Source organism: Psychromonas hadalis ATCC BAA-638 (assembly GCF_000420245.1).
In the GTDB taxonomy this organism is placed as follows: domain Bacteria; phylum Pseudomonadota; class Gammaproteobacteria; order Enterobacterales; family Psychromonadaceae; genus Psychromonas; species Psychromonas hadalis.
This window is the reverse complement of record NZ_ATUO01000068.1, coordinates 1-19,467: the sequence shown is the minus strand read 5'-3', so window position 1 is coordinate 19,467 and position 19,467 is coordinate 1. Positions and strand designations below refer to the sequence as shown.

Below are 19,467 nucleotides of genomic sequence, written 5' to 3'. Positions count from 1 at the left end.
GAAAATAAACTATTACAGGGCCCTAAAGATAATTTTTATCGTGCACCATTAGATAATGACATTGGTACCAGCGAAGCAAATTGCATTGATGAAAATGCTTGGGTGACACGCTGGAAAACAACGGGGCTTTCAGATTTAATGGCTAAGTGTGTTTCGATACAGGCGGTTTCACTCAGTAAAGAGGTCCTTGTTGAGGTTCAATTTGGTCACTATTTTGAAGGTAAGTTAATGATTACGAGTCACTGGCAATACAAGATTAATGGCCAAGGAAAAGTAGTGATTGATGTTGATGTCAATGTCGCTAAATCGTTACCCTCATTGCCTCGTATAGGGTTGGAATTGATTTTACCCGACTCGGACAATACGGTTAATTGGTTTGGTCGTGGCCCACATGAGAGCTATCCAGATCGCATTTTATCCGCACATATTGGGCGTTATTCTAGTTCCATTGAAGAGATGCATACGCCTTATATTTTTCCCTCTGAGAATGGTCTGCGTTGCGATGTTAAAGAGGCTACAGTGGGGGATTTATCTGTAACTGGGTTGTTTCATTTAGGGGTTAGTCGTTATAGCCAAGCTAATGTTGCATCCGCCAAACACAATAATGAACTCATCAATGAACAGCAACTTTATGTGCGCCTGGATGCATTACATATGGGAGTGGGAGGCGATGATTCCTGGAGTCCGAGTGTGCACCAAGCGTTTCTTTTAAATAAAGAGCATTACCATTATCAAATGATACTGGCGTTTAATTGATGGATAGAAAGCCAAAAGGCGTGAAGGCTAAAAGCAATTAACCACGAAGGCACGAAGGAAAAAGAAGGTAAATCAAAACCAATTTCCCCTCTTTAGTTTTTTCTTCGTGCTCTTCGTAGTGATGATGTTTTGAGCTAAGTTAACTCAGCTTAAAATGCTCAACAACTTCAACCAGTTGAGATTTACTTTTTTTAATTTCATCAACACTGGCGATCGTCTCCGTTCCATTTTTTTCTAACTCGTTGACCATATCTTGAATCATAGTCATATTACGTGAGATTTCATTGGTGGTGACACTTTGCTGTTCTGCGGCCGCTGCTATCTGCATATTGAGGGTATTTATCTCTGCGATGGAGCCACTCATGATATCCAAAGAAAGGGTACTTTCTTGAATCGCCTCAGCCGATGCTTGACAAGCGAGCTTAGTATTTTCCATGGCAGCCACAACAGAAGTTGTACCCGACTGTAATTTTAATAGCATGGTATTTATCTCTTTGGTGGAGTCCTGTGTACGACTCGCCAATGAGCGCACTTCATCTGCAACCACCGCAAAACCACGTCCTTGCTCTCCGGCTCTGGCAGCTTCTATGGCCGCATTCAGTGCGAGTAGATTAGTCTGCTCTGCAATGCCACCAATCACGCCAAGCACACTGCCAATTTTGGCGATATCATCATTTAATGTAAATATGGACGTCGACATCTCGTCTACATCACTAATTAACGCTTCGATACTGGATACCGAATTTCTGACCAAGGTTTTACAGGTATCTGCTTGTTGAGAAGAATCTTCGGTTAATTGAGACGCGCTTAATGCACTTTGTGCCACGGAATCGGCGGTGGCACTCATCTCTGTGATGGCACTGACTGCTTGCTCGGTTTCTTTGGCATGAGAATCTAATAAACCGTGGTTGAGCAATGCGTTGTCTGAAATTTGCTCTACTCTGCTCTCTAAGTTATCGGTGGTCTTCGCGACACCTAACATTAATTCCTGTAAGTTTTCTGTAAAGCGATTGATACCCGAGGCAATAAGGCCAAGATCATCATTACTTTTAACCTCTAAACGTCGTGTTAAATCCCCTTCGCCACTTGCTAAGTCAGTGACCACTAAGCGTAACTGCTCAATCGGTTGATAAGCGATGCGCACCAGAAATATACCTAATACAAGCAAGACCACTCCTGCAACTAATAAGGCAAATGTGATGGATTGATTTAATGTGCTGGTCTGTTCTTCGATATAGGCTTTGTCGATATAACCGGTTAAATGCCAGAAGGTATTACCCACCTCAACTTGATGCTCTACTTTGAGCAGATCACCCTCTACTTTGTTGCTAAAGATAAGCTGTTGTCTTGCATCACTTAATTCAAAGTAACTGCCCTTGGTGGTCGAGTTGGCTAATAATGTTTGTATCTCGGTAAGGTCAATAAAGAAAATATTACCTCGTCCATTTTTACCTGGAATGGTTAATGTGATCAGTGTTTTCTGTTGCTCTGTAAAAATATCACTGACACTGATTTTTTGGCCTGCTTGTTTAAGCATTTTTAAAATAGGATCTTTTTTGGCGGGATCATTTTCAGTGCCATGTTCGGTAAATAACATGCCTTGAAGGACTTTGTTGATACGATAAAAACCAGATGCTTGTTGTAAATCCTCTAAACTTGCTGAGCCGGTATCAATATTTTTAGCGAGTAATATTTTATGTTTAATATCTCCGCTTAATTTATCGTTCACTAAATCAAGTTGGCTGGTGGTATTTTTAACACTGGTATTAAAAATATAACTATTAATGTAATAATTAGCGCTGAGGTAGGAAGTGAAAATAGCAAGCACCACAATAAACGCTAATAGCGAAAATATTTTTCCTTTAAATGACATATATTATTCCTCATTTTTCACGGAAATAGGCAACGCTTTTCAACGTTGCCTAGTAATAATGTGTGACTTTTTTTTCTATTTTTTATTGGCGTATTTCATTGAATCTAAGGCAACCGCAAAGATGATAATACTCCCCTTGATAATGTATTGCCAATAAGGACTCACACCGATATAGGTCATGCCATAATTGATAATGGTAAAGATCAATACCCCTGTCACCACACCAAGAACACGGCCAACACCCCCTGCAAATGACACACCACCTACAACACAAGCCGCAATCGCATCCAGCTCATACATAAAGCCGAGGTTATTCGTTGCACTACCAATACGGCCGGCTTCTAACATGCCACCAAATGCATAAAACACACCTGATAACGCATATATTTTAAGTAATGTTATTGGTACATTGACGCCAGATACTTTCGCTGCTTCGGGGTTACCACCAATCGCAAAAATGTTTTTACCAAACACGGTTTTATTCCAAATAACCCAAACAAGCCCAATCGCGCCGGCTGCATAGAAGGTTAAATAGGAGAGTTTAAAGTCACCAAAGCGAAGAAATCCTTGTGCAAATTCAGAAAAACGGTCGTCAAAACCAGCAATAGGGGATGCGCCCACCGAGTCAAAATAGAGGGAGTTGACACCATAAACGATAATCATGGTACCTAATGTGGCGATAAAGGGGGTCACCTTCAGATAAGCGACAATAATGCCGTTAATCAGGCCAATAAGTGCACCCACGGCACAGACCGCAACAATAACCGCCACAATGGGTATTTCCCCTAAATTAGGAAATACTTTGTTAACGTTATCAGCTGCTTGTAATAGAGTGGCTGATAATACTGCTGCTAAACCTACTTGACGACCTGCTGAAAGATCGGTGCCCTGGGTCACAATTAAACCGGCGACACCCAGTGCAATAATAATACGTACCGATGACTGAGTTAAAATGTTACTCAGGTTGCGCAGACTCAAAAAAGAGGGTTCTTGAATAACAATAATGACTAATAAAATAAATAAAACTGCATAGATGCCACCTTCCTTGAGGTAACGCATCATGCTGAGTTTTTTTAAAAATTCCATGATTAAATCCTTTATAAATAGAGTGCTGCTAATTCTAAAATTTCATGCTGTGTGGTGTCTTTGGTATTCACGATACCGGCAACACGGCCATTACTCATCACTAAAATACGGTCGGTGATTCCCAATAATTCAGGCATTTCAGATGAGATAATCATGATGCCTTTGTTTTTGTTAGCGAGATCGAGTATTAACTGATAAATCTCAAATTTAGCGCCAACATCAATCCCGCGTGTTGGTTCGTCTAGCATTAAAATTTCAGGATTAGTTAATAACCATCTGCCAATAATAACTTTCTGTTGATTACCACCAGAAAGCGATCCGATATTGGTTTCGTGTGAAGGTGTTTTAACTCTCATTGAGTCAATAACCCACTGCGTATCACTTCTCATTTTTTTGTTACTGAGTAGGCCAATTTTGGTTTTATATTGGTCAACATTAGCGACTAAGGCATTAAAAGTGATGTCTAAATTACTGTAGATACCCGTTGCACGACGCTCTTCCGTTACTAAGGCAAAACCATTGTTAATGGCTTCATGTGCATCATGATTCGCGACTGATTTACCATGTAAGATAATTTCACCTGCACTACGCTCTCTAATACCAAATAACGTTTCCACGATATCGGTGCGTTTTGCGCCAACCAATCCGGCAACACCTAATATTTCACCTTTATGTAAATCAAAACTGATATCGTTAATTGAGGGTTGATTAGTCGCAGTCAGGTTTTTAACTTGTAGAATGGTTTCTTTGACCACATTGGTTTTTTCAGGGAAACGATTGGTGAGATCACGACCTACCATTTTATTAATGATTTGCTCCATCGTCATGCCTTTTAAGGGGCGGGTTTCAATCCAGATGCCATCTCGTAAAATAGTGATCTCATCGCATATCTCAAAAATCTCATCCATTTTGTGGGAGATATAAACAATGCCACAACCTTTTTCTTTTAACTTATTGATGATTTTAAAGAGGTGTCTTACTTCTTTTTCACTCAGTGAAGAGGTGGGTTCATCCATAATCACTATTTTGGCATCATAAGAAACGGCCTTGGCAATTTCTAACATCTGCATTTGCGAGACCGATAAGGTCGCCACTTTCACTTTGGGGTCGATATCAATATCTAACTCGTCGAAGATCTCTTTGGTATCGTTATACATTTTGTTATGGTCAACAAAAAAGCCTTTTACAGGGTATCTTCCTAGCCAGATATTATCCATTACGCTACGTTGCAGTACTTGGTTTAGCTCCTGATGCACCATAGAAACACCCGATTCTAGGGCTTGTTTCGACGATTCAAAATTGACCTCTTTTCCCATGAAAACAATCTTGCCTTCATTTTGTTCATAAATACCAAAAAGGCATTTTAATAGTGTCGATTTACCCGCGCCATTTTCACCCATTAATGCATGAATTGAATGCGGACGGATTTTTAAACTCACTTTATCAAGTGCTTTTACACCCGGAAACTCTTTACTAATTCCGGTCATTTCTAATAGGAATTCATTGTCTATATTTATTGTCATATTGGCATTACCCGTAGGATTTAATGATGGAAAAGACCTGCTTTTCCATCATAGTCAATGAAGGTTATTTTAAAGTACTTTTATCAACACCCACATAAGGTACGCGTACCACTTTATTCACTAAAATCCAATCAGTGCCTTCTGTCGCTGGCTTTCCTAGTGCTAAGTTACGCGTCAGTTCATAGGTTGCTTTAGCTTGGTTAGGTGCATCATTTAGTACCGTTCCTGCCATTCTGCCCGATTTAACCAAAGCCAGTGCTTCACTTAATGCATCCACACCAAATACAGGTAGTTCGCTTTTGTCATTTGCTTTTAAAGACTCAATCGCCCCCATTGCCATGCCATCATTATTTGCGATCACCACTTCAATTTTTTCGCCTTTTGGACCTGCAATCCAAGCATCCATTTTATCTTTTGCCATCGCGGTATCCCACATTGCGGTATCAAGATGCAACTGTTCAGTTTTATAACCCAGATCGTTTAGTGTGCTTACCACATAACGAGTACGTGCTTCTGCATCTGGATGACCTGGCTCACCTTTTAATAATACAAATTGAATAATGCCGTCACCATTAAGATCCCATTTAGGATTTTCTGCCCATTGTTTGGCGATTAATCCACCTTGGATAATGCCTGCATCTTTGGAAACAGTACCTACAAAGTAAGCCTTATCATAAGAGGCTAAATCTTTAGCTGAAGGTTCTTTGTTGTAGAATACGATGGGAATATTATCTTCTTTTGCTTTTTTGATAATGACTGGCGCCGCTGCGGGATCGACTAAGTTAATCGCCAAAGCTTTTACACCACGCGCTAATAAAATATCAACTTGGTCGTTCTGCATTGATTGACTATTTTGAGAATCATTCATTAACAGCTGAATGTCATCATCTTTTGCCGCTTCTTTTTCAATCGCTTGGCGAACGACTGCCATGAAATTGTCATCATATTTATACACTGTAAAACCGAGTTTTGTATTGGCGATAGCTGAGTTGCCAAAAACCATTGAAGCGCATAATGTTGCTAAGATAGTTAATTTTCTCATTGTAAATCCTTTATCAATCATTAATAGTAATTACCGAAGGATGGTAGAAATGTATTGCTTGTTTCTTAACCATTGGAAGCGAGTCTAGACTAACAAATGTTAATTTGATGTGACGCAAACACGAGAAATGTAATCGCTTACATTTTGTTACATTTTTATTTGTAACTACTCAGAACCTTAATCACACGTTTAATTATTTTTGGAATATCAAAAAAATCGACTTGTTTGATCTGTTTTAGCCGTTACGATAACTGCATTCATCCTAAATATCGTCATAAAATGAAAGTAAGTGCTATCGATATAAAAAGCGGTAAATAGAAGTGGGTGAAATATGGTTATTTGCTATTTTTATCACTTTATATTTATTATTACTTGTCGTTAATTTACGCTGCCAGCGTCTCAGCCTTAAATAGTAGCAACAGTAGTAAGCCATCATCAAACGATTAAAGTCTAAATAAAACGTCAAAGAAATAGCGGTGAAAATAAATCCGCTGGATAAAAATGCCATAAAGGAGCAACGCTAGTACTTGATGAACATCCTGAGGTCACACATAAATAACCTGTAATTAGTCATTTAAAGCAGTAAAAACGATCAGTGACTTAGGCTAATAGCGCCTATAGCAAGCTTGAAGCACTTGATGTAGCTGAAATAATCAAAGCAAATTTGAATAAAGAAAAAGTGCTACATGCCGATGAAACAGGCATTAACATTAATGCAGAACGTGTGGTTGCATAATGCCTCATCATTAAAATGGACTTAGTTAACCTGATGTCGGGTTAAGCCATTATCAAATTCTCACTTTTTTCATCTGGAGTTAAATTGATTGAGGGCTTATTTTTTTTGGTAAAAATATGCAATTAAACCGCCAAGCATATTTACAACAAAGCCTGTAATACTGCGCTGTCGAGAGCATTCTATCTATGAAATGTTTTTTACTTGATGGTTAATTGTTTCAGTAAGGTAACGTTTACTAAGCATCGCTTTATCCTACTTACTTACCACTACTTTTTTCATGTTTTTACAAACGTTTGTTATTAGATCAACACTTTTATCGCGTAATTTACTCACTAATACTTTTCTTAAGTCGCCTTTATCACCATACAACTTACCTGATAAGGTCTTAATTCTTTCAGGAGCAGGCTTACGATCCTCTACATTTCCACCGGTGATTTACACACTCAATATCTCTATAAAGTGTAATTTAAAGCCAAAGAACCACCCCATTGTGGCCTTTCCATGCTCTGTAATTCCGTTAAATACTTTATTACGTTTTGCTCGAATAATATGGCATAGCGCTATTTTGGTGGCGTCGATAAAAGTAATGCCTGTTGGCTTACTAAAATGTATTTTAAGGAACGATAACTGATGGCATAACCTCTATAAACTTTGTGTCCCTTAGCCGTGAGGGGAAATGTGATTTTAAATGTTTTGCGATATAGCTAACTAATAATTCTTAAAATCTCTGTAATGAAATTAATAATAAGGGTCATTATTTCAGCGTTGCTCATTCGCTTAACTCTTTGCCTTTTAATCCCAGCATTACTGATTAAACGCATTTTACATTCTGGGATAAATACGGTAAAAAATCATCGAAATTACAAAATAGTTCAACTAAATTATTCATGCCTGTTCCTTTTTTTATCTCATCTTTTTAGTCAAAAGATCCGAACGCGGAACAGGCATTTAGTTCCATTTATTTTAATTTTATCCCGAATTCAGGTTATCTAACAAAAAGTAAAATTTTAACTTTCTAGTGTTTTTTGTTTTTTAGGGTGTGATTGCCTAAATTATTGAGGTGTAATCGTTTACACTAGGTTTTTTTTGTGTTTTACTAAAGTGAAACTTATTGACTAAAACACCTTATTAGCAACGAAAAACAGTGGAGACTCTATGAAAGTATTAATTACAGGTGGGTGTGGCTACATTGGTAGTCATACATGTGTGCAACTGATGCAAGCTGGCTTAACACCTATTATTCTGGATAATTTATACAATAGTAGTGAAGCTGTTTTACAGCGTATCGAAAATTTAGCGGGCGAAAAACCGACTTTTTATAAAGGTGATATTCGTGATCGAGTGATACTACAGCGTATTTTCAAAGAGCATACTATTAGTGCCGTGATCCATTTTGCGGGTTTAAAAGCGGTCGGTGAATCTGTACAGCAACCACTGACTTACTTTGATAATAATGTCCATGGCTCATTGGTGCTTGCTGAAGAGATGGCTAAGGCAAATGTAAAAAGTCTGCTATTTAGTTCATCTGCCACGGTATATGGCGACCCTAAAGTGGTACCTATCACAGAGCAAACAGCAACAGGTGCAGTGACTAACCCCTATGGTCGCAGTAAATTTATGGTGGAGGAGTGTCTAAAAGACCTGTATACATCAGATCCTACGTGGAGTATCACGCTATTACGCTATTTTAACCCTGTCGGCGCGCATCCCTCTGGTGAAATGGGTGAAGACCCGCAGGGTATCCCCAATAACCTGATGCCTTTTATTGCGCAAGTTGCAGTCGGTCGTCGTGACACTCTCTCTGTTTTTGGTGATGACTATGCAACACCCGATGGAACAGGTGTGCGTGATTATATTCATGTGGTGGATCTTGCTGATGGTCATATTGCAGCCCTTAATCACGTTGCTAAAAAGTCTGGTTTACATGTTTTTAATTTAGGCACGGGTCAGGGAAGCAGTGTATTAGAGATGCTTGATGCTTTTTCTCACGCTTGTGGTAAAAAAATCAGTTATAAAATTGAACCTCGTCGCGCTGGCGATATTGCGCAGTGCTGGGCTGATACCCAAAAAGCAAATACCCAACTTAATTGGCAAGCGACACGCACGCTGAAAGAGATGACTGAAGATACATGGCGTTGGCAGTCAAATAATCCCAATGGTTACGATCAGCCGTAGTCAGGTTACCACTATTTATCAATTTTTAAGGAACTGTTATGTCTTCAACATTTAATGAATTAGATCATGCTCATCGTCGCTATAACCCCTTAACGGGTCAGTGGGTTTTAGTCTCTCCGCATCGTGCTAAACGACCTTGGCAAGGTCAAAATGAGGAGACCGAAAACAGTCTCAATAAAAGTTACGATAGTGACTGTTTTTTGTGCGCAAATAATACCCGTATTTCAGGGGATGTTAACCCTGATTACCAAGGTACTTATGTCTTTAATAATGACTTCGCAGCCCTGACAGTCGACACACCAGAAGCACCACAATCGAGTGATCCCTTATTTCGTTTACAGAGTGCACGGGGGCTAAGTCGTGTTATCTGTTTTTCGCCAGATCACAGTAAGACATTACCTGAATTAGCGACACCACAAATTCGTAAGCTTATTGATACTTGGGATGAGCAGATAGAAGCGTTAGGAAAAGAGTTCGTTTGGGTGCAGGCCTTTGAAAATAAAGGGGCGCTGATGGGGTGTTCACAACCTCATCCACATGGACAAGTTTGGGCAAATGACTTTTTACCGAATGAGATAGCGCGTAAAGATGAACTCTTAAAAAAATATTACCAAGAGAATAACAGCAACTTATTGGTGGATTATGTCAATAGTGAGCGTAAAGATGGCTCGCGTACTGTGGTTGAAACAGAGCATTGGTTAGCGGTGGTTCCGTATTGGGCTGCATGGCCCTTTGAAACCATGTTAATGCCAAAAACACATATCGCCCGCTTTAGTGATTTATCAACAGAGATGCGTGACGATCTCGCATTGGCCATCAAAAAATTAACCAGTCGTTACGATAATCTTTTTAAATGTTCATTCCCCTATTCAATGGGCTGGCACTATGCGCCCTTTTTTAAAGAGCCACAGCAAGAAAATGAATATTGGCAGTTGCACGCGCTGTTTTATCCGCCTCTTTTACGCTCAGCAAGTGTGCGTAAATTTATGGTGGGTTATGAAATGTTGGCGGAAAGTCAGCGAGATTTAACGCCAGAGCAAGCTGCTGAAAAATTACGTGCCGTGAGTGATATCCACTACCGCACAACAGATTTAAAATCATAGAGGCAACAATCATGACAATTGAAACAGAACGTTTGCAACGTGTGGTTTGCACCACCTTTGAAGAACAATTAGGTTACCAAGCACAATATGTTATTCAAGCACCGGGACGTGTTAATTTGATTGGTGAGCATACCGATTATAATGATGGCTTTGTTTTACCCTGTGCGATTAACTATCAAACTATGGTGGCCGCATCTCCACGAAAAGACAATATTGTGCGTGTTATTTCGGTGGACTATGGTAATGAGTTAGATCAGTTTTCCCTCACTGAAAAAATTGAATTTAACGACACTAAAATGTGGTCTAACTACATTCGTGGTGTGGTGAAATGTTTATTAGATGCTGGGTATCAATTCTCTGGTGCTGATATTGTGGTCAGTGGCAATGTACCTCAAGGTGCTGGGCTGAGTTCATCGGCTGCCTTAGAAGTGGTGATTGGGCAAACCTTTAAAACCTTATATGATTTAAAAATCACCCAACAAGAAATCGCGTTAAATGGGCAAAAAGCTGAAAATGAATTTGTAGGTTGTAACTGCGGTATCATGGATCAGCTTATTTCTGCCTGTGGACAGGAAAATCATTCACTGTTGATCGACTGCCGTAGTTTAGATACTGCGCCAATATCCATGCCTGAAACGTTGATTATTATGATCATTAATTCTAATAAAAAACGTGGTTTGGTTGACAGCGAATACAATACCCGACGCGTGCAATGTGAGCTGGCCGCTCGCAAATTTAATGTGCCTGCACTGCGTGATTTATCAATAGAGCAGTTAGAGCAGGGCGCAGATAAACTTGATGAGGTGACTTATCGACGTGCGCGTCATGTTATTACTGAGAATGCGCGTACTCTAAAAGCCGCTGATGCCTTACAAGCACAGGATCTTAAATTAATGGGACAGTTAATGGCGGAATCTCATGCATCTATGCGTGATGATTTTGAAATCACCGTGCCTGAGGTTGATTGTTTGGTCGAACTGGTGAAACAGCAGTTAGGTGATGAAGGTGGCGTGCGTATGACCGGAGGAGGCTTTGGTGGTTGCATTGTGGCATTGATGAGCGCAGATAAAGTTGACGCTGTAAAAAATGCCGTTGAAAGTCACTATGAAAAACAGACTGGTTTAAAAGAGAGCATCTACATTTGCCAAGCGAAACAAGGTGCAAGCCTCATTACCTTGTAATTTAATGCTTAGGGCTTAGCGCTGAGCATTTATTATTTCATGCTTATGCACCTAACTCAGGGAAAAAAAATCAACCACAGAGGCACGAAGTTAAAGAAGAAAAGATCAAAATTTGCAACAACTGTTTTAGTCTTTTCTTCGTGCAGCACGTAGTGCCTCTGTGGTAATGTTTTTGATGTTTTCACAGAAGCCTGAGTCAGCTACATAAGCATGTACTATTTTATAAAATAACCTTCGAGAAATCCCATGCAACTAGCAGAACAGATGCAACAAACCCCATTTTTAGATGGTTTGCCTGCCAATATATTTACCCTAACCAATAAACTTGGCTCTACTATCTCATTGATGGATGTCGGTGCGACTTGGTTGAGCTGCAAAATTCAAATACAAGGGAAGGGCCGAGAGGTATTATTGGGCATTAACTCTATGCAAAAACACCTTAAGCAGCAGGCTTATTTAGGTGCAACGGTGGGGCGTTATGCAAACCGAATTAAAGCGGGTAAATTTGTTATAAATGGAAAACAGTTTCAAACCTCAGTTAATCAAGCAGAGAATACTTTGCATGGCGGTGTTGAGGGATTTGATAAACGTCGTTGGCAGGTTGCTGAGCAGCTAAACGATAAAATAACGTTTTCACTTACCTCGCGAGATGGCGACCAAGGTTTCCCCGGTAATTTAGTGGTGACGGTGAGTTACCAATTTAATGAAGATAATGAAGTGAGTATTGAATATCGTGCAAAGACAGATAAAACCTGCCCTGTTAATCTCACCAATCATGCCTATTTTAATTTAATGGGAGCCGATGCGGGTGGAGACTGTTTAACACATCAGTTGCAAATTCATGCAGATCAGTATTTACCCAGTGATAAAAATGGGATCCCCATCGATGATTTTCAGTCGGTGAGAGAGAGTAGTTTTGATTTTTTGAAAAAGAAAACAATTAAGCAGGATTTTTTAACTGATCAGCAACAACATCAACAGTCAGGATATGACCATTCATTTCTGCTAAAAAGTGATTATCAAGATGCCAAACGTGTTGCGTTAACATTAACGGCGCCCGATGAATCACTGCAACTTTCCGTGTCGACCAATAAACCCACTATCCATATTTACACTGGCAACTTCTTAGCGGGTTGCCCAAGTAGAGGTAAGCAACATTATAAGAATCAGGCAGGCATTGCATTAGAAACACAATTTCCACCTGATGCGCCGAACAATCAACAGGGTTTACAAGGGGCTGTTTATTTGCAACCACACCAAGATTATCATTCAATAACTCGTTATCATTTTAAAGTCTTGTCTAGCCCTATATAGCCTAACCCTCTTTAGGAATCGTTACACAATAACTTGCGCTAAATTGTTTTCAAAAAACCTGAAGGAATCGTTACACAATAACTGCGCTAAATTATTTCCAAAAAGCCTTAAGTGACTGGCTATTTTAAAAACAAAATCGCAAGTAATGTTGAAGCCAATCCTAAATAACTGGTTATTTTGAAAAAAAAGCGCAAGTAATTTTGAAGCCGATCCTTAGCTAATACTTTTTACCGATAAGCGTTTAATCAGTGTTGGATTAAAGAGCATCGCTTTTGTTGGAGTGGTTTCTTTTTTGACCAGTGATAATGATAGCTTTGTTGCTTGCTCTGCCATTAACTGAATCGGATAACGGACGGTAGTCAGCTTAGGTTGAACAAGCTTGGCTATTAGGCCGTCATCGAAACCAATAATTGATATTTGCTCAGGCACTCGAATTGCATTGTCATTTAAGGTCACCAGCGTGCCCGCTGCCATATAATCGTTGTAAGTGAGCACTGCTGTTATCTTTATATTTTTAGCGAGCAAATTGCTCATTGCTCGTTCACCCCCTTCTGCATCAGGTTGCTCAAACTCCATATATTCAGATTTAGCGGTTAAACTGTTGTCAGAAAGTGCTTGTAGGTAACCGAGTTTTCGTTGTTGGCAATCTTCAATGTCGTGATTCGAGCTTATCCATGCAATATGCTGATGACCATTACGGATAAGAAATTCTGTGGCGAGATAAGTCCCTTTAAAGTTATCTAATGCTATGCAGCGTGATGCTATTTCAGGCACAACTCGATTAATAATAACCATGCCGGGTATTTCAGTTGCAAACTCAATCAGCTCTTTATCACTCAATGCTTTAGCGTGGACTATCAAGACATCACAACGATTATAAATGAGCAGTTCAATGGCTGCGCGTTCATCTTCTGCCTTATGGTAACCATTACAGATCAAAATATGTTTATTATTTTCACGGGCAATACTATCAATGGTTTTAATCATGCTTCCAAAGAAGGGATCAGAAATATCACCTACTAATACACCAATGGTATTACTACTTTTACTGACCAGTGCACGTGCATTTGCATTCGGGCGATAACTCAGCGCTTTCATCGATTTTTTTACCGATTCAATTGATTTCTTGCTTGCTTTGGGGGAATTATTAATCACCCTTGATACGGTTGCAATAGAGACACCTGCGTCTTTTGCGACATCTTTGATGGTGGACATGTGATTCCTCAGTGATTAATTTTTACAACCAATTGTAATGCTGGCTATTTTTTCAGGGCTTAACATTCGTAACCAATTGTAACACTGGCTATTTTCTCAGAGCTTAAATTTTGCAACGAATTGTAACAGTGGGTATTTAATCGCAGATGTGAAAACAAGGCAATAGGGGAGGTGAATGTAAACCCGTATTTCGTTGAAAGCTTCCTTTTTTACTGTATTATTAACGCCAAGTAAAACTTTTACTTAATTATTTTGTTACTTGGTAATACTTTTACTTTGTTGTGGGTGTTATCACTAATCTGACCAAATTGAGAGAAATAATGAGCACAATTTCTTATGCCGACTTTGCAAAACTCGATATGCGAGTAGGAAAAATAACAGCAGTAGTACGCCATACAAATGCAGATAAACTTTATATCGTGCAAGTTGATATTGGTGAAAAAACATTGCAAACAGTGACCAGTTTGGTTCCCTATTACACAGAAGAGCAATTACTTAATAAGCAAGTCGTGGTGTTAACCAATCTCGCTAAAGCGAAAATGCGCGGTGAAATTTCAGAGTGCATGCTGTTATGTGCTGAAACAGAAGATGAATCAGAGAGCGTACTTCTTGCTCCTGAACGATTAATGCCTGCGGGCATTAAAGTGGTTTAACAAGCCATTTTTATTACACTAATTTAACTAAAATCAACCTTAATTTAAGGATTAAATACTATGAAAAAAACGACCCTCTCACTCATTATTGCTGGCTTATTAAGTACGAGTTATGTCAATGCAGAAGTCAGTGAATTACATGGGCTTGAAGGAACTCAAGCCACAGAGGGAAAGGAATCTATCTGGAATTTTTACGGTGAAGCTGGCTTTGGTGGTCATGTTAACTTAGAAGGTGAAGATAAGGGTCGTTATGGCGATGGTACTTATATCGAAGCTGGATTAGCATTTGATCTGGGTAACTGGTTTGGTCTTGCCTACATGGAAGGTTGGACGGTGCAAGCTGATGATGAAGGTAATGCATGGGCAACAGGTCATGGTTGGGGTGGTTTTGAAGGTGGTTTTAACCGCTTCTATGCAGGTTACCGCACAGACAATAAAACTGAGTTTATGATTGGTCGTATAGATTCATCATTAGATGATATTCAATGGTGGGGTGATCCAACACCTGAGTACGGTTATGTTATCCCTAACAGACGTGATATGCATGTGGGTATTAAAATTCAAAACCTAGAAGGTAAATTACGCTATAGCATTTCGGCTTCGCCTGAGTCCGACTTCTCAGAAGATGATGCACTGATTCATTTTGGTAAGTACGATAGTTTTGCTGACCAATGGATTGATAATACAGCGATAGTAAATGGTTATGTACAATACGATGTAATGGATAACTTGACTCTATTAGGTGGTGCAGAAGTACGTGATGGTGAAGGTGAACTTTATTTAATCGGTGCAGAATTGCACAATTTTGCAGCACGAGTTTGGCACGATACCGATCGTGGTGATGAGAAAAGTGATGGCACAGAAACAGGGTTCATCACCAGTGCATTGTATGAAGCTGCACCAGGTGTTTATCTTTCAGGTGCATATACCTATGCAAATAATGAAATTGAACACGGTGAAGATAAAATTACTTCTTATGTGAATGGCGGTGTTTGGTATGAATACGGTGGTGGTACTTATGCAACCGCTTTTGATGTGAAATTTGGTGTTGGTGATGATACCGAAACGGGCGATGCTTCTGTTTTCTTAATGCAATACTTCTACTGGTAAGCCGAGGAATAAATAATGTTTAAAACTAAAATGAATAAATCACTTTGTGCACTTGCTGTTGTTTCGGCGCTGGCTTTAACGGCATGCAATACCACTACGCCAACGAGTACTGAATCAGTGACGGTGGTAACAACACAGCAAAATGAACTGTTAGCCCATAATTTTAAAAATGTCATCAACCGTACTGGCTCACCAGAATATATGCGTGATTATGATTTTGATGAACATCAACGCTTTAACCCATTTTTTGATTTAGGCGCATGGCACGGTCATCTATTGCCTGATAACAAAGAAGGCATGGGTGGTTTCCCGGGTACTGCTTTGTTAACCGAAGAATACATTAACTTTATGGCTAACAACTTTGACCGTTTAACCGTGTTAAAGGATGGTAAAAAAGTAGATTTCGAAATGGAAGTTTATAGCTTACCGGGCCAGTTAGTACAAAAACTAACCTCAGCAGATGTACAAGTTGAGATGGTATTACGTTTTGCGACTAATCGTACTTCACTACTAGAAACAAAAATCACCACCGACTCTCCTTTGACGTTAGTGTGGGATGGTCAATTAATTGAAGGCACACATGCATCAGAAGGTGTGCCACAATCAGAAAAAACTGTGTCTGAAACCTACCCAGATTACCAACGTAAAATTGTGGCAACGGATGGCGGTGTAAAAGTCACCTTTGGTAAAGTGCGCTCGACATGGGATCTATTAACCTCGGGTGAATCTGAATACCAAGTTAATAAAACCATTGATACAGAGACTGTTGTTGATGGGTTAGCATTTACATCAACGGCTAATATTGAAAAAAGTCAGACTATCTTCACAACCTATACACATGTATTAACGGCTGATGAAAATAAAGCGGAACAAAAGAATATCCGTGCAGTTTTATCTGATCCGAAGCAGTACCAACAGAGCAGTGATCTTCGTTGGCAGGAGTATTTAACACTGGGTCTAACCAACCAAAATGCAACAGATGAGCAAACACGTGTGGCTGTTAAAGCAATTGAAACCTTAACGGGAAACTGGCGTGGTGCTGCGGGGGCAATGAAACATGATTCAGTCACGCCGTCGGTAACCGCACGTTGGTTCTCGGGTAACCAAACGTGGCCTTGGGATACGTGGAAACAAGCTTATGCAATGGCGCACTTTAATCCGTCTGTTGCAAAAGAAAATATTCGCGCCATGTTTGCTTATCAAATTCAGGCTGACGATACGGTTCGCCCCTATGATGTTGGTTATGTACCTGATTTATTAGCGTACAACTTAAGCCCTGAGCGTGGTGGTGACGGTGGCAACTGGAACGAGCGTAATACTAAACCCTCATTGGCTTCATGGGCGGTCATGGAGGTGTATAACACTACACAAGATAAAGCATGGATTGAAGAGATGTACCCTCAATTAGTGGCTTATCATGACTGGTGGTTAAGCAACCGCGACCATAACGGTAATGGCATTCCTGAATACGGTGCAGCTGTTGATAAAGCGCATAATACGCCTGATGGAAAAATGTTATTTACGGCCACTATCAAAGGCGAAAAAATAGAAATGCAAGGTATTGAAAAATACAATGCATTGCTTAAAACAGGACAATACGACAGTATCGAGATCCCTGCACAAACGGCAGCATCTTGGGAATCTGGTCGTGATGATGCAGCCGCATTTGGTTTCATTGATGAAGATCAATTGAAAAAATATGTTGAAGAGGGTGGTTCACGTAAAGATTGGGAAGTACAATTTGCAGAAAACCGTGATGAAAACGGTCAATTGATTGGTTACTCGTTATTACAAGAGTCTGTTGATCAAGCAAGTTATATGTACAGTGATAATAAATACTTAGCGGAGATGGCTGATCTACTTGGTAAAGGTTCAGATGCAAAAATGTTCCGCGAAAAATCGGTAAAAATAGCGAAATATATCGATACTTGTATGTTTGATGCTGAAACAGGCTACTTCTACGATATCCGTATCGAAGAAACCGAGATGGATAACGGCTGTGCAGGCAAACCTATCGTAGAGCGTGGTAAAGGCCCAGAAGGTTGGTCACCCCTGTTTAACGGTGCGGCAACGCAAGACAAAGCAGATATCATTGTTAAAACTATGATGGATAAAGATGAGTTTAATACCTTTGTGCCATTAGGTACTGCATCTCAACAAAGCCCTGCATTTGGTGCTGATATCTACTGGCGTGGTCGTGTTTGGGTAGATCAATTCTACTTTGGTGTACGTGGTATGGAACAATATGGCTACCAACAAGAAGCGGTCGAGCTCGCAAATAGATTCTTCCAAAATGCTGATGGCTTAGTAGAAGATGGTCCAATTCGTGAAAACTACAACCCATTAACGGGCGCGCAACAAGGTGCACCAAACTTCTCTTGGAGTGCTGCACACTTGTACATGTTATATAACGAGTTTTTTACTAACACTGATTGATATCTCGTTACCTACCAACCGACCTAAATAAACTTAGGTAGGTTTTAGATAAATTCAATGGCTTGTTATCACTAACAAGCCATTTTTTTGTTTTAATGTAAATAGGCATTGTATTTATCAAGCGTCAGCAATCACTTGTCTGATTCTTTTGACCTTAACGGTGTAATGTCACGTACTAAATAACGCTGTTGAAAAATGACATTAGGTTGGCGCATCGCTTGTATGGTTTTCTTTGATAGGGTGGGGTTGTTAAGCTCAATAATATGACGATTTTTTAAGTTAAGATCTTCAATTTGAGTGCGGTAATAGTGCTCAAAAAGTTGTGCGGAAGTCCCATCTTCCATTAGCCTTGATAACCCTAGCTCCAAGCGTTTAGCAAGACTCGGGTTGTTTTTATTAACAAAGAAAAACATGGGAAAAGGGTAATGTAAAATAATTGTTTTTTCGATCTCTAAATTCAAATTGCGATGATTGCGTTGTTCATAGTTTATCTCGTTTGCACCACGCGCGAAGCAGTCAAAGCGATTCTTTACAAGTTGCTGGAAAAGAAGCTCATATTTATAAGTGGTTTTTACGTTGAGCCCGTTGTTTTGTAAAACTAAGGTGTCAGGCCAATTTTTGTGTTGTCCGATGCTAAGGTCACTTGCTAACCACTGTTGTTTATTAGTAATTTGTGAAAATTTATATTGCTCTCCCTGCTTAATTAAGCAAATACGATAACCTAATAATCCTTGAATAAGCGGGATTCTAACGACGATTGCTTGTTCTTCTCGTTCACGGGTAGGGGCAAAATGGGCTAAATCGAGATGTGAATTTTCACGTGTGGAAAGCTCTCGCAGTGCACGCCCCTGCTCCATTTCTATTGAGGTAATGAGCTGATAATCACCATATTCAGGTTTGGTTATCTCTAAAGCGCGCAGGAGTGTATCCATAATGATTTCGGTAGGATCGTTTACCGTGTGATCCCAAACGGTTATTTTGGTGGTGGCAACAGAGGTCTGATGAATAGCGCTAAAAAGAAGTAAAATGGTGAACTTAATTTTTTTATTGATGTTCCACATTATAAACATCCATGTTTAAAATTAAAGGACATTTAGTTTACCTTTTATACGTTTTTTTTCTGTTTTTTATTTATGAATTGTGAGGAGGGGATCTTTCTAGGAAAAAATGACGCGCTATTTTTAAAAAACGCGCATAAAAAAGATCAGCAAAGGTGATCATTGCAAAAGATAAGCGTGCATAAAAAAGATCAGCAAAGGTGATC

14 protein-coding genes and 1 pseudogene are annotated in these 19,467 nt (G+C 39.6%); 8 read left to right on the top strand and 7 right to left on the bottom strand.

Annotated features, from left to right (window positions below; all coding sequences use genetic code 11):
* Positions 1–756 (top strand): beta-galactosidase small subunit-related protein (locus G322_RS0109920; RefSeq protein ID WP_028866558.1); only part of this gene is annotated, 756 nt, incomplete at its 5' end.
* A 139-nt stretch (positions 757–895) separates the two neighbouring features.
* Here G322_RS0109920 and G322_RS0109915 read toward each other — a convergent pair.
* From G322_RS0109915 to G322_RS22695, 5 genes and pseudogenes are all read right to left on the bottom strand, one after another.
* Entirely contained in the window at positions 896–2,629 is a 1,734-nt protein-coding gene (locus G322_RS0109915) for a methyl-accepting chemotaxis protein (RefSeq protein ID WP_022941639.1), read from the bottom strand.
* Between the two features lie 75 nt (positions 2,630–2,704).
* Positions 2,705–3,715 carry a galactose/methyl galactoside ABC transporter permease MglC gene (mglC, locus tag G322_RS0109910; protein WP_022941638.1) on the bottom strand — a complete coding sequence of 337 codons (1,011 nt, stop codon included), beginning with the start codon at positions 3,713–3,715 and terminating at the stop codon, positions 2,705–2,707.
* Between the two features lie 11 nt (positions 3,716–3,726).
* On the bottom strand, positions 3,727–5,238 hold the full coding sequence (gene mglA, locus G322_RS0109905) for a galactose/methyl galactoside ABC transporter ATP-binding protein MglA (protein ID WP_028866557.1): 1,512 nt from the start codon (positions 5,236–5,238) through the stop codon (positions 3,727–3,729).
* A 64-nt stretch (positions 5,239–5,302) separates the two neighbouring features.
* The gene (mglB, locus tag G322_RS0109900; RefSeq protein WP_022941636.1) at positions 5,303–6,280 is read right to left on the bottom strand and encodes a galactose/glucose ABC transporter substrate-binding protein MglB; all 978 of its coding nucleotides are present in this window, start codon (positions 6,278–6,280) and stop codon (positions 5,303–5,305) included.
* Between the two features lie 777 nt (positions 6,281–7,057).
* Positions 7,058–7,905 (bottom strand): annotated as a pseudogene (locus G322_RS22695) (IS982 family transposase).
* A 266-nt stretch (positions 7,906–8,171) separates the two neighbouring features.
* Between G322_RS22695 and galE the strand changes: the two are divergent.
* From galE to galM, 4 genes are all read left to right on the top strand, one after another.
* Entirely contained in the window at positions 8,172–9,191 is a 1,020-nt protein-coding gene (gene galE, locus G322_RS0109895) for a UDP-glucose 4-epimerase GalE (protein WP_022941635.1), read from the top strand.
* A 38-nt stretch (positions 9,192–9,229) separates the two neighbouring features.
* Positions 9,230–10,294 carry a UDP-glucose--hexose-1-phosphate uridylyltransferase gene (locus G322_RS0109890; RefSeq protein ID WP_022941634.1) on the top strand — a complete coding sequence of 355 codons (1,065 nt, stop codon included), beginning with the start codon at positions 9,230–9,232 and terminating at the stop codon, positions 10,292–10,294.
* Positions 10,295–10,305: 11 nt separating this feature from the next.
* Positions 10,306–11,475, top strand: coding sequence for a galactokinase (gene galK / locus G322_RS0109885; protein WP_022941633.1), 1,170 nt, complete (start codon positions 10,306–10,308; stop codon positions 11,473–11,475).
* Between the two features lie 246 nt (positions 11,476–11,721).
* Positions 11,722–12,789 (top strand): galactose-1-epimerase, encoded by a 1,068-nt coding sequence (gene galM / locus G322_RS0109880; protein WP_022941632.1) that lies wholly within the window; start codon positions 11,722–11,724, stop codon positions 12,787–12,789.
* Between the two features lie 213 nt (positions 12,790–13,002).
* Here galM and G322_RS0109875 read toward each other — a convergent pair whose 3' ends face one another.
* On the bottom strand, positions 13,003–14,004 hold the full coding sequence (locus G322_RS0109875) for a substrate-binding domain-containing protein (protein ID WP_022941631.1): 1,002 nt from the start codon (positions 14,002–14,004) through the stop codon (positions 13,003–13,005).
* Between the two features lie 320 nt (positions 14,005–14,324).
* On the opposite strand from G322_RS0109875, the gene G322_RS0109870 reads away from it, so the two are divergent.
* Genes G322_RS0109870 through ygjK form a run of 3 tightly spaced genes read left to right on the top strand, consistent with a single transcriptional unit; the run spans position 14,325 to position 18,203 of the window.
* Positions 14,325–14,657: a tRNA-binding protein gene (locus G322_RS0109870; RefSeq protein WP_022941630.1), complete on the top strand. Its 333-nt coding sequence runs from the start codon at positions 14,325–14,327 to the stop codon at positions 14,655–14,657.
* A gap of 60 nt (positions 14,658–14,717) precedes the next feature.
* A complete protein-coding gene (gene ygjJ, locus G322_RS0109865; RefSeq protein ID WP_022941629.1) occupies positions 14,718–15,767 on the top strand; it encodes a protein YgjJ in 1,050 nt (349 codons plus the stop codon).
* Positions 15,768–15,782: 15 nt separating this feature from the next.
* The gene (ygjK, locus tag G322_RS0109860; protein ID WP_022941628.1) at positions 15,783–18,203 is read left to right on the top strand and encodes an alpha-glucosidase; all 2,421 of its coding nucleotides are present in this window, start codon (positions 15,783–15,785) and stop codon (positions 18,201–18,203) included.
* A gap of 131 nt (positions 18,204–18,334) precedes the next feature.
* Here ygjK and G322_RS20425 read toward each other — a convergent pair whose 3' ends face one another.
* Positions 18,335–19,264 (bottom strand): type 2 periplasmic-binding domain-containing protein, encoded by a 930-nt coding sequence (locus G322_RS20425; protein WP_022941627.1) that lies wholly within the window; start codon positions 19,262–19,264, stop codon positions 18,335–18,337.
* Positions 19,265–19,467 lie beyond the last annotated feature (203 nt).

Coding starts and splice junctions, on each gene's coding strand:
- mglB (WP_022941636.1), bottom strand. CDS start 6,280: ATGAGAAAATTAACTATCTTAGCAACATTATGCGCTTCAATGGTTTTT.
- ygjK (WP_022941628.1), top strand. CDS start 15,783: ATGTTTAAAACTAAAATGAATAAATCACTTTGTGCACTTGCTGTTGTT.
- galK (WP_022941633.1), top strand. CDS start 10,306: ATGACAATTGAAACAGAACGTTTGCAACGTGTGGTTTGCACCACCTTT.
- galE (WP_022941635.1), top strand. CDS start 8,172: ATGAAAGTATTAATTACAGGTGGGTGTGGCTACATTGGTAGTCATACA.
- G322_RS0109870 (WP_022941630.1), top strand. CDS start 14,325: ATGAGCACAATTTCTTATGCCGACTTTGCAAAACTCGATATGCGAGTA.
- mglC (WP_022941638.1), bottom strand. CDS start 3,715: ATGGAATTTTTAAAAAAACTCAGCATGATGCGTTACCTCAAGGAAGGT.
- G322_RS20425 (WP_022941627.1), bottom strand. CDS start 19,264: ATGTGGAACATCAATAAAAAAATTAAGTTCACCATTTTACTTCTTTTT.
- G322_RS0109875 (WP_022941631.1), bottom strand. CDS start 14,004: ATGTCCACCATCAAAGATGTCGCAAAAGACGCAGGTGTCTCTATTGCA.
- G322_RS0109890 (WP_022941634.1), top strand. CDS start 9,230: ATGTCTTCAACATTTAATGAATTAGATCATGCTCATCGTCGCTATAAC.
- G322_RS0109915 (WP_022941639.1), bottom strand. CDS start 2,629: ATGTCATTTAAAGGAAAAATATTTTCGCTATTAGCGTTTATTGTGGTG.
- galM (WP_022941632.1), top strand. CDS start 11,722: ATGCAACTAGCAGAACAGATGCAACAAACCCCATTTTTAGATGGTTTG.
- ygjJ (WP_022941629.1), top strand. CDS start 14,718: ATGAAAAAAACGACCCTCTCACTCATTATTGCTGGCTTATTAAGTACG.
- mglA (WP_028866557.1), bottom strand. CDS start 5,238: ATGACAATAAATATAGACAATGAATTCCTATTAGAAATGACCGGAATT.